Source organism: Nostoc sp. GT001 (assembly GCF_030382115.1).
Lineage (GTDB): Bacteria > Cyanobacteriota > Cyanobacteriia > Cyanobacteriales > Nostocaceae > Nostoc.
In genome coordinates this window covers 1,195,702-1,206,548 of sequence record NZ_JAUDRJ010000003.1, presented here as the reverse complement: position 1 = coordinate 1,206,548, position 10,847 = coordinate 1,195,702, and the positions used below count along the sequence as shown (strand labels likewise).

3 protein-coding genes and 1 pseudogene are annotated in these 10,847 nt (G+C 42.0%); 3 read left to right on the top strand and 1 reads right to left on the bottom strand.

The genetic code is table 11. The features are described 5' to 3' along the window. Nucleotides 1-36: 36 nt before the first annotated feature. Nucleotides 37-7,149 carry an AAA family ATPase gene (locus tag QUD05_RS07980; RefSeq protein ID WP_289795599.1) on the bottom strand — a complete coding sequence of 2,371 codons (7,113 nt, stop codon included), beginning with the start codon at nucleotides 7,147-7,149 and terminating at the stop codon, nucleotides 37-39. Between the two features lie 182 nt (nucleotides 7,150-7,331). Between QUD05_RS07980 and QUD05_RS07975 the strand changes: the two genes are divergently transcribed. The 3 genes and pseudogenes from QUD05_RS07975 (at nucleotide 7,332) to pstS (ending at nucleotide 10,810) form a co-directional block, all read left to right on the top strand. Beyond that, on the top strand, nucleotides 7,332-8,072 hold the full coding sequence (locus tag QUD05_RS07975) for a cytochrome c biogenesis protein CcdA (protein ID WP_289795598.1): 741 nt from the start codon (nucleotides 7,332-7,334) through the stop codon (nucleotides 8,070-8,072). 30 nt (nucleotides 8,073-8,102) lie between these two features. Then, nucleotides 8,103-9,500, top strand: a complete 1,398-nt coding sequence (locus QUD05_RS07970; protein WP_289795597.1) for a cytochrome c biogenesis protein — start codon at nucleotides 8,103-8,105, stop codon at nucleotides 9,498-9,500. A 229-nt stretch (nucleotides 9,501-9,729) separates the two neighbouring features. Beyond that, nucleotides 9,730-10,810 (top strand): annotated as a pseudogene (gene pstS, locus QUD05_RS07965) (phosphate ABC transporter substrate-binding protein PstS). Nucleotides 10,811-10,847 lie beyond the last annotated feature (37 nt).

The window sequence follows — 10,847 nt, the reverse complement described above, 5'->3', positions numbered from 1 at the left end:
GACTCTGCCAAAATTGTAACCTGCTATATTCCACCATCATGCCAAATCGGGAACCAATGACGCGATCGCTTTCACCAATTCTTCTGGATCTACAGGCTTAGAAATATGCTGTTGAAATCCCACAGCGATCGCTTGCTGATGATCCATCTCACCAGCATAAGCAGTTAAAGCGATCGCGGGAATTGTCCCTCCTTGCTCTGGTTCCAGACTTCTGATCTGTCGCATCAGCATATAGCCATCCATTTCTGGCATCCCAATATCGCTGATAATTAGATTTGGCTGGGATTGACTCAAGGCAGTTAAAGCTTCAATGGCTGAGGCGACAACGGTAACAGTTGCACCATATTGCTCCAGCATGAAGGGCAAAAATTCTCGCATATCTGCATCATCATCCACCACCAGAATCTCTAAGCCAGACAGGGGCGAGGACTGATCCGCCACCAGTGAGGAGTTATCTTTTGCATCCTTGATTTTTTTGCTTTCATCCTGTAAGTATGGAAGTCTGACGATGAAAGTTGCTCCTTGTGCTTCGCCCAGACTTTCTGCTTGCACAGTCCCCCCGTGAAGTTCTACGAGATGGCGGACGATCGCTAATCCTAAACCTAAACCGCCAAATTTTCGAGTTGTCGCCCCATCTGCTTGACGGAAATAATCAAAGACATAAGGTAAGAACTCAGGTGCAATTCCTTTCCCTGTGTCAGTGACGCAGACTTGTGCCTGTGAACCAACTTGCTCTAATTTAATTTTTACCTGTCCACCGATGGGAGTAAACTTAATCGCATTAGAAAGGATATTCCAAATGACTTGTTGTAGTCGATTGGCATCACCTAAAACTTCCCCAGCACCAGATTCAAGACTTGCCTGAATCTGGATAGACTTAGCTTCCGCTGATAAACGCACTGTCTCAATGGCAGCTTCAATTACTGATACCAAATTAATCCGGCCGAAGTTGAGGTTAAGTTTACCCTGAAGGATGCGGGAAACATCCAGCAAATCTTCAATTAATTGAGTTTGTAACTTGGCATTACGCTCAATGGTTTCGAGGGCGCGATCGCTTGTTGCTTGATCGAGCTTGCGGGTTCGCATTAGTTTTGTCCAACCCAGAATCGGGTTGAGTGGTGTTCTCAATTCATGAGATAGCACAGCGAGAAATTCATCTTTGATGCGGTTTGCTGATTCAGCAGCGTTTCGTGCCGTTAGTTCGGCTTCATAAAGATGGGCACGAGCGATCGCTTGGGCGCATTGTTGAGCAACAGCCAAAATAAATGCTTGATCTTCTTCACTGAGTTGTTGAGGCTGGGTAAATCCCAAACTTATACCGCCAACTGCCCAACCTTCTACCATCAGTGGAATAGAAATCCAGGCATTAAAATCATATTGGGCGTAAATTTCTGCTAAATGTGGGTAACAAGCTACTCGATTTTCTGTTGGTTGTGCCCAAATAGGTTTCCCAGTTCGCACCGCTTCTGCTAAGGGAGAGGGTGAATCGATGGCAAAAGTACGCCAAGCGTCTATCAAATCCTGCTTATAGCCAACCGCCCGCACAATTTCTAGTTTAGTTTTACTTTCATTCACCAAGGCGACAAGGGCAGAACTGGCTCCCAAGGCAGCCATGCTCTGCTCTACAATCACATCAGAGACTTGGGCTGGTGTTAGGGATTCTGAAAGAGCAGCCGTGATGGATTGAAGACGGGCAATGCGCTCCAATGCTCTTTCTGCGGTTTTTTGTGCTTGTTGCGCTTCTTGGTAAAGGCGGGCATTATCAATGGCGATCGCCGCTCGATGGGCAATATCCTCCGCTAATGACAAGTCAGCCGTGCCATAACGACGTTCTGATTCAGCGTTTACAAAGGAAATGGCACCAAAAATTCTTCCACGTGCCATTAATGGTAAAACTATACAGGAATTTAAACCAAGTTCACGTATAATATGCAGATGTTCTGGATCGGGGATGGCTCTTGCTAGCAATGCATCTGAGATTTCAGTTATCATTTCAGCTTGTCCAGTACGCAAAACTTTCGGCACGCCTTCCTGTGCATTTAAATCTCTGGGATAACGTTGATAAAGTTCCCAGCCTAGTCTCACTTTCTCTGGATCGCGGTGAGCAACTGCTACCCGATTAATTGATTGGTTGTCTTGCAGCAGATCAACGCCGCACCAATCGGCAAAGTAAGGCACAACCAAATTAGCCACACTTGCCAATGTACTTTCGTAATCCAGGGAAGAGGCGAGGGTTGCACTGACTTGAGCCAAAAACCCGGCTCGTTGCTGATCGGCTTCTGCTTCGAGCCGGGCGGTTTGCTCTTGAATCAGTTGAATACGTTCAGCTTCAGATTGTTTGCGATCGGTGACATCAAGCACAACACCACTCATGTGTGTGGCAATACCCGCTTCATTGAAAAAGGCTTTTCCCCGACAGGCTGCGTAGCGAATACTGCCGTCATCTTGAATAATTCGATATTCTAAATTATGCTCCACGCCTTCGTTAATTGCCCGACTCAATGATTGAGCCAGCAATCCGCGATCGTCTGGATACAGACGAGCTAAAAGTGCTTCAGAAGTGCCAGCAAAGGTTTCCGGTGTTAACCCAAATAGTTGATAAATCTGCTCATCCCAATCAAAGCGATCGCTGGCAATATCCCAACTCCAAACACCAATTTGGGCAGATTTCAATGCCAAGCTGAGTTGTGCTTGGCTGTCTTCTAAACCTTGATAAAGACGAGCATTTTCTAGAGAGATGGCAATTTGAACTGTCAATATTTCCAGTACAGAAAGTTTTTCTTTTGTAAAGGCACTGGAGATCAGATTGTTTTCTAAATATAAAATACCAAGTAATTTTGACTGACGGGCAATCGGCAAACAAAGTACAGATTTAGGTTGCTTTTGAATTACATATTCGTCTTTAGAAAACAAATTTTGCTCAGTGGCATTGTGCAAAATCACTATCTCGTGAGTTCGCTGGACATAATTCAGCATTGATTGAGGAATTACCTGTGAAATTTCACCCTCTAATACAAGTCGAGAAACATTGAGCTTTTCTGCTTGGGGATTAACTTTAGCTTCTACTTCAATCACCAGATTTTGATCGTGTTCCAGCAACAAATAACCAATTTCTGCTCCTGCTTGCTCAATGACAATTTGCATTAATGTCTTCAATAAACGCGAAAATACAATTTCACTAGATATAGTTTGAGAGGCTTTAACTACTGACAAAAAGTCTAAATGCTCACCTGTGGTAATAAACGTTCCGTTAGAGACAAGCTGTTGTTGTAGCAATAGCTGAGGATAGGATTCTTCTAAGTGCTTGACTTTAGCAAATGCCTCCCAACGCATATAGGCATTTTTAGCTGCTTCCAAGTAGGTTTTGGCAATTAGTTCAAAATCTCGCTCCAAGTAAAACTTAGCAGCTAGTTCATTAGCTAAAGCTTCGTATTGTACAAATCCCTGCTCACGGGCTGAAGCAATTGATTGTTCATACAGACGCATTGCTGCCAATTCTCTACCTTTGATGCAAGCTATTTCGGCAGCTACTAACTGAGACTTATGTAAAAAGTTTTCAGGGCAGTGATTAGCCCAATATTGCAATTGCTGCTGATGAGATTCTAGGGTTTGCAAAAACTTTTCTTGCTCTTGAAAAGATACTGTTGGATAAAGAGCCGTTAGAGTTAGTGAGTAATACAAAACATAATCTGTTTCAATTGGTAACGCTAGTGTCGTAACTGGAAAATTTGTTAATTCTAAGGCACAATTCAGCGCCTCTGTATACTGTCGATATGTAAAAAATATGATTAACTTGATAATGTGATAAAAAATAATCCCACTGACAAAACCTGCATCTGTAATAATAGACAACGCCTGTGATTCATCAAAATAATCACTACTCAGAGTCAGATTATGGTGAGTCAATCCCCGCAGATTCATCAGTAGCATTTGCTCTAGCCTGATTGTCTGATAGACGGCATCATGTTTAGACTGACGAGCGAATGCAGTGTATTTTTCTAGAGATTTATATGTATCTGTAAGTGGATAGCCTAACTGGATAATTTGCCACGAGCCTTGATAGCCGTTATAGTTTGCCATCGTCACATCACCTGCTTCTACACAGCCGATAAATCCGCGCTCTAAAAAGGTAATATCACTAGCAATATGCTTACACCAAACGTTGATATGACTTCCATGAATGTGTAGAACAACTCCTTGAAGTTTCAAGTCATGCAACTTTTCATTCAATTGAATTGTCATCTCGGAAAATGCATAACCTGTAGGAATATCATGGAAGATGGAAACTAACAACATGGCGTACATGCTGTAAGCAAAACAGGAATCTTCCGTATTCCCAAACTTGAGTGAGTAGTTAACAGCTTTAAGTACAACTAACGGAAAGATATGGGGTTTACCAAGATAGGTAGGTGGGCCCAAAGTGGTTAATAGACTAATCAGTGTCTTAATATTTTGATCTTGGATAACTGGAGCATTAATTAAATCAGAGACTTGTCTATCATTTAAATTTATTAATATCTGGTTTTTCTCAATCGCGATCGCACTTTGCACTTCCTCATTTGTATTAGGTAATGTCACCCCAAAAAGTTTTAAAGCTTTTAATCCTAATATCAGTGCCTCTTCATATCTACCTGCAACTTGGTAGAGTCTGATTTGCAGCATATAAATATTTGATTTCTCTACATGAGATTTTGCTTTCAGCAATAGTAACTCAAATAATTCTTCCGCTTGTTCTAAATTCCCTGTTAAAAATTCACACTCAGCCTGTTCCCTAAATAAAGTAAATGTTTGGTCATATTGTTCCATCCAGGCATTTTCAGCCAAAAGATTTATGGCAACGCTAAAAAATCTTTTCGCAGGAGTGTAAGCTGTGGAAGCTTTTGCCTTTTTGCCAGCGATTAAATTTAATCGTACTAATTGATCTTTTTCTGTTTGTTCAATAATCAGATCCACGGCGAGATTTAGTTGATTGACTAGATCAAAAATTTGCTCGTTCACTTGTTCAGCATTCGCATTCTTCAGCAAAAGCTGCCCAATCTTCAGATGAACAGCCGATTTGGATTCATCGGCAATTAAGGCATAAGCCGCTTGTTGAACTCGGTCATGGTAAAAACGATAGTTTTTATCAACACTTTCATCTGACTCGATAGAAATAATTAATCCTCTTAAAATTGCTTCAACAAGTGCATTTGCCGTTTCTTCAATAGATTGTTCGCCAACTAGTGCCAAAACTTCTAAATCAAAGCGATTACCGATGCAGGAGGCTAATTTAAGCACCTGTTGAGTTGCAAGTGGCAGTTTTTGCATCCGCTCAATTATTAGATTGACAATATTATCTGTAATACCTTGAGCTTCAATCTCAGCTATATCCCATCGCCACCCCCTCTTACTTCCACCATTGCTAAGGGATTGAAGATGGTCAAAATTCAGTAGATTCTCTTGATGCAGCGTTTTGAGAAATTCATTGACAAAGAAAGGATTACCATCAGTTTTTTGGCTAACTAATTTCGCAAGGGATTCTACTTGCTCTGCTGAACTATGTAAGGTATCAGCAATTAACTGATTGACATAGACAAGATTCAACGGTGTAAGCAAAATTTCAGTCGTTCTTGCTCCATACTGACGAACCTTCTCTATCATCAAATTGAAGGGATGTACAATATCCACTTCGTTATTTCGATAGGCTAAGATGAAGCAGAGATATTGGATATTAGAGCCAGCAATAATAGTTTGAATTAAATTCAAAGTAGCGGTGTCTGCCCACTGCATATCATCTAAGAAAACAGTGAGTGGATGCTCTTTTTGAGCAAAGACGCTAATAAAGTTTTGAAACACCAAGTTAAAGCGATTTTGAGATTCGGCAGGCCCCAACTCTGGTATATGAGACTGTTCTCCAACAATTAGTTCAACTTCTGTAATTACATCTGTGATTAGCTTACCATTGTTCCCTAATGCTGCTTGTATGCGCTTTTTCCAGGTAGCAAGTTGATCTTTCGGCTCAGTTAAAATTTGGCGCGCGAGTGTTTGAAAAGCTTGAACAATTGTGGAATAAGGAATATCTCGTTTATACTGATCAAACTTACCAGAGATAAAAACCCCACGTTCTCTAACAATGGGCTTGTGAATCTCCTTCACAAGAGTTGATTTACCAACGCCAGCATAGCCAGAAACTAACACAATTTCTGGTTTACCTTGATTAACAACTCGCTCAAATGCTTGTAAAAGCTTGGCAATCTCTGGTTCTCGCCCATACAATTTTTGAGGAATTTGAAAGCGTTCTGAGATATCTTGCTCACCCAAAACAAAGGATTGAATTTCTCCAGTTATCTCCAATTGCTTTAAGCATTTTTCCAAATCAAATTGCAAACCTAAAGCGCTCTGATATCTCTGTTCTGCAACCTTCGACAGCAACTTCATGATAATCTCACATAGCATTTGGGGAATATCAGAGTTGAGCTTGCTTGGGAATAGTGGAGATTTGGCAATGTGACAATGCACCCACTCTAAGGGGTCTTTACCTTGAAATGGTAGCTGACCTGTGAGCATCTCATAAAAGGTGATTCCCAGAGAATACAAATCGCTGCGATGGTCAATTCCTCGATTCATCCGCCCAGTTTGCTCAGGTGATAAATAAGGTAGACTGCCTTCAATGCGACTGGAACTGCTAACTATTTGCTGTTGGTATGGAATGAAGGCAGCAATTCCAAAATCGGCAATTTTGACCTGATTAGTTTCGAGGTTAATTAAAATATTTTGCGGCTTAATATCCTTGTGGACAATGTGATGAGTGTGGATTTGTGCAAGTTTGCTAGTAATGTGAATCGCAATCTTCAAAAACGGCACAGGCTGTTGAAATTGGTCTAGCAATTGATCGAGCGATCGCGCCTGAAAATCCTCCATAATTAAATAAGGGATTCCCTGGTGCATCTCTAAGGCGTAGGCTTTGACTGCTGCTGCGCTATTTAACCTTTGTGCGATCGCATACTCATGTTTGAGTTGTTCGATATTATTGGGTGTACACTGTTCTGGACGTAGCCCTTTGATAATTACCGGGCGCTGTTCTTTAACCTTAATTCCACGGTATATGACTGCTTTTACCCCTGCTTTTAACAAAGTGACAATCTGAAATCCGGGTAATGCAATCATCATGCCAAACACTCCAGCCGTGCTTCTTCAGGGATAATCCGAGCTTAATTGTATTTTAAATACATTTCTTTGGGCAGATGAAATTTAGATGATATTGGGTTTGGATAATTTGGTTATCCTGACTCAAAAACCAAAACTAAGCTACAATTCAAGCAGAGTAAGCATTTCCCGCTCAGAGACTCCCCATGTTTGATAACCTGCAAACCCAAATTTACCAACTAGAACAATTTGCCAACATCGTCGTTTCTAACCAACTAACACACCTTAGCGTGGTAAGCGTTGGTATCATCTTTGCCGCTGGCTTGCTCACTAGTCTCACACCTTGTATGCTTTCGATGCTGCCAATTACCATTGGTTACATCGGTGGTTATGAAGCTAAAAGTCGCTTACAAGCAGCTGCCCAATCAACTTGGTTTGCTTTAGGTTTAGCAACTACATTGGCAGGGCTAGGAATTATAGCAGGTTTGGTCGGAAAAGTCTACGGTCAAGTGGGGATTGGTTTGCCGATTATCGTCAGCATTATCGCTATTCTCATGGGGCTGAACTTATTAGAAGCACTGCCTATACAATTTCCATCCTTGAATGAAACGAATTGGATTTCGCCAGATTTGCCAACAGGATTGCGTTCCTATTTACTGGGACTGACTTTCGGCTTAGTCGCATCCCCTTGTAGCACCCCTGTTTTAGCGAGCCTGTTAAGTTGGATTGCCAGTACACAAGACTTAATTTTAGGCGCTGTTTTGCTACTTTCTTATACAGCCGGTTATGTAGCACCATTGATTTTGGCGGGTACTTTTACAGCTTCCATTAAAAAATTACTAGAATTGCGTCGCTGGTCTGGCTGGATTAACCCAGTTAGTGGGGCACTATTGGTAGGATTCGGTGTATTTTCCTTAATTTCTCGGATTCCCCTTGGCAGTTTTTAATATCAATACCTTTGTTAGCTTTTACACCTAATGACTTTAGAAGATTCAGCGTCCAAAGAATTAAAATGGTGGGCGATACCTGGGCAGTTCTTACGTCAAGAGCTTTTGCCTGTACTGACCAACTTACGATTAGCGATCGCACTACTGCTATTGATTGCAATCTTTAGCTCTACAGGTACTGTCATTGAGCAAGGTCAGTCACCCGCATTTTACCAAGCCAACTACCCAGAACATCCAGCTTTATTTGGTTTCTTAACTTGGAAAGTAATTCAGGTAGTTGGATTAGACCATGTATATCGTACCTGGTGGTTCCTAGCATTACTCATCTTATTTGGCACTAGCTTAACTGCTTGTTCATTTACGCGTCAGTTGCCAGCCTTAAAAGCTGCCCAGCGCTGGAAATATTACGAAGAACCACGACAATTTCAAAAGCTAGCTTTAAGTGCAGAACTAGATACTGGTTCCCTAAATTCCCTCAGCGAAATATTACAAAAACACCGCTATAAAATTTTTCCAAATCAAGAAAAAGAAAATCTCCTTTACGCCCGCAAGGGAATAGTTGGACGCATCGGCCCAATTATCGTTCATATTGGCATCGTCGGTATTTTGCTAGGGGGAATTTGGGGGGCAATGACTGGGTTTCTGGCTCAGGAAATGGTTGCTAGTGGCGATACATTTCAAGTGACAAATATTGTCGATGCTGGCCCTTTAGCCGCAAAAATCCCGAAAGATTGGTCTGTGCGCGTCAATCGTTTTTGGATTGATTACACTCCATCTGGTGGCATCGATCAATTTTATTCAGATATGTCTGTCTTGAATAATCAGGGAAAGGAAATTGACCACAAGAAGATTTTTGTCAACGAACCTCTGCGCTATCATGGCATAACTTTCTATCAAACTGATTGGGGAATTGCAGGTGTTCGCGTCCAATTTAACAACAGCCCAATTTTTCAGCTACCGATGGCACAATTGAACACCAACGGTAACGGGCGGATTTGGGGAACCTGGGTTCCGACTAAACCGGATTTAAGTGAGGGTGTCTCTTTGTTGGCGAAAGACTTGCAAGGGATGGTATTAATTTATGATGCCACTGGCAAACTTGTTGATACAGTCCGCGCGGGGATGTTCACCGAAGTTAATGGCGTGAAGCTGAAAATTTTGGATGTTATTGGTAGCACTGGCTTACAAATTAAAGCCGATCCAGGCATCCCAATTGTTTACACAGGGTTTGGCTTGCTCATGCTGGGTGTAGTGATGAGTTACTTTTCCCACTCACAAATATGGGCATTGCAAAAAGGCGATCGCTTGTATGTAGGTGGCAAAACTAATCGCGCTCAAGTTGCCTTTGAACAAGAAGTTTTAGAGATTTTAGATCGGCTGAGTTCACAGCCAAAAGGTGAGGAGAAAGAGGCGGCGATTGAAGTTTAAACGCAGAGGGGCGCATTCGCATTAGCGAAGCGGTAGCGACGTTAGGAGCGTCAGCGTCTCGCAGAGAAGGAAATCGCAGAGGAACGCAGAGGATTACTTTGCGTACCTTTGCGTTAACCTCCGCGTCCCTCTGCGTTTCAAAGTTATTTACAATTAATTACGCCCACACACACGCCTACAAATTGAAATTACTAGAGGTATTTATTAAAAATTGGAACAAAAAATTTCTATGTCTGCCAAACTTCAATCTCAGGGACGGGTTTGCCTTCTACCTTTAATCGCTATCTTGTTGAGTATTGCTTCTTGCGCTGGCGAGCAAAAAAACATAAAGCGTGTTTCCCTTGTTGGTACTGGGGCAAGTTTTCCCGCACCTTTGTATGAGCGCTGGCTTTCAGATTACAACCAGCGAAATCCCAATATACAAATTAACTATCAAGCTATAGGAAGTAGTGCTGGAGTGCAACAGCTCATCGACGGTACTGTGGATTTTGCAGCTAGTGATGTGGGAATTACAAGAGAACAAGCAGCCAAGATCAAACGGGGAGTCATTGCTTTGCCAATAACTGCTTGGTTCTATTGTGCTGGCTTATAACCTCACAACAGTTTCACAGCAGTCGCCTCAAGTCAATGTGCCACCTGCTCTCAGGCTACCACGCCAAGTTTACTTAGATATATTTCTCGGAAAAATTACGAATTGGAATCATCCTAAAATAGCCGCAGCTAATCCAGGGGTAAGTTTGCCCGATTTACCAATTCAAGTTGTCCACCGAACTGATGGTAGTGGAACTACAAGCGTGTTTACGCAACACCTAAGCGCCATAAGTCCAGAATGGAAAAGCAAAATTGGGGCTGGTAAATCGATAGCATGGCAAGTGGGAGTTGGTGGAAAGGGTAACGAAGGTGTTACCGCCCTGATTCAACAGATACCAGGAGCTATTGGCTATGTAGAATACATTTATGCCAAACAAAATAACCTTCCTGTGGCTACTTTAGAAAATAAATCTGGTAATTATATTGCGCCGACACCAGAATCTGTAGCACAAACTTTAGAAGCAGTGAAATTACCAGGTGATAACTTGATTGCTTTTATCACCGATCCTACAGGTGCCGAGTCCTATCCCATTGTCACTTACAGCTGGCTTTTAACGTATCACCAATATCCAAACCGAGTCAAAGCTCAAGCACTGAAAAACTTTGTGAATTGGGCTGTGATTGACGGGCAAAAATCCAGTTTGGAACTTGGGTATATTCCTTTATCAAAAAAAGTTGTGCTTCAAGTGCAATCTGCCGTGAAGAAAATTGCTGAATGAAGCTGATTAATGCCATCTGCGCTCATCAGCAATGATG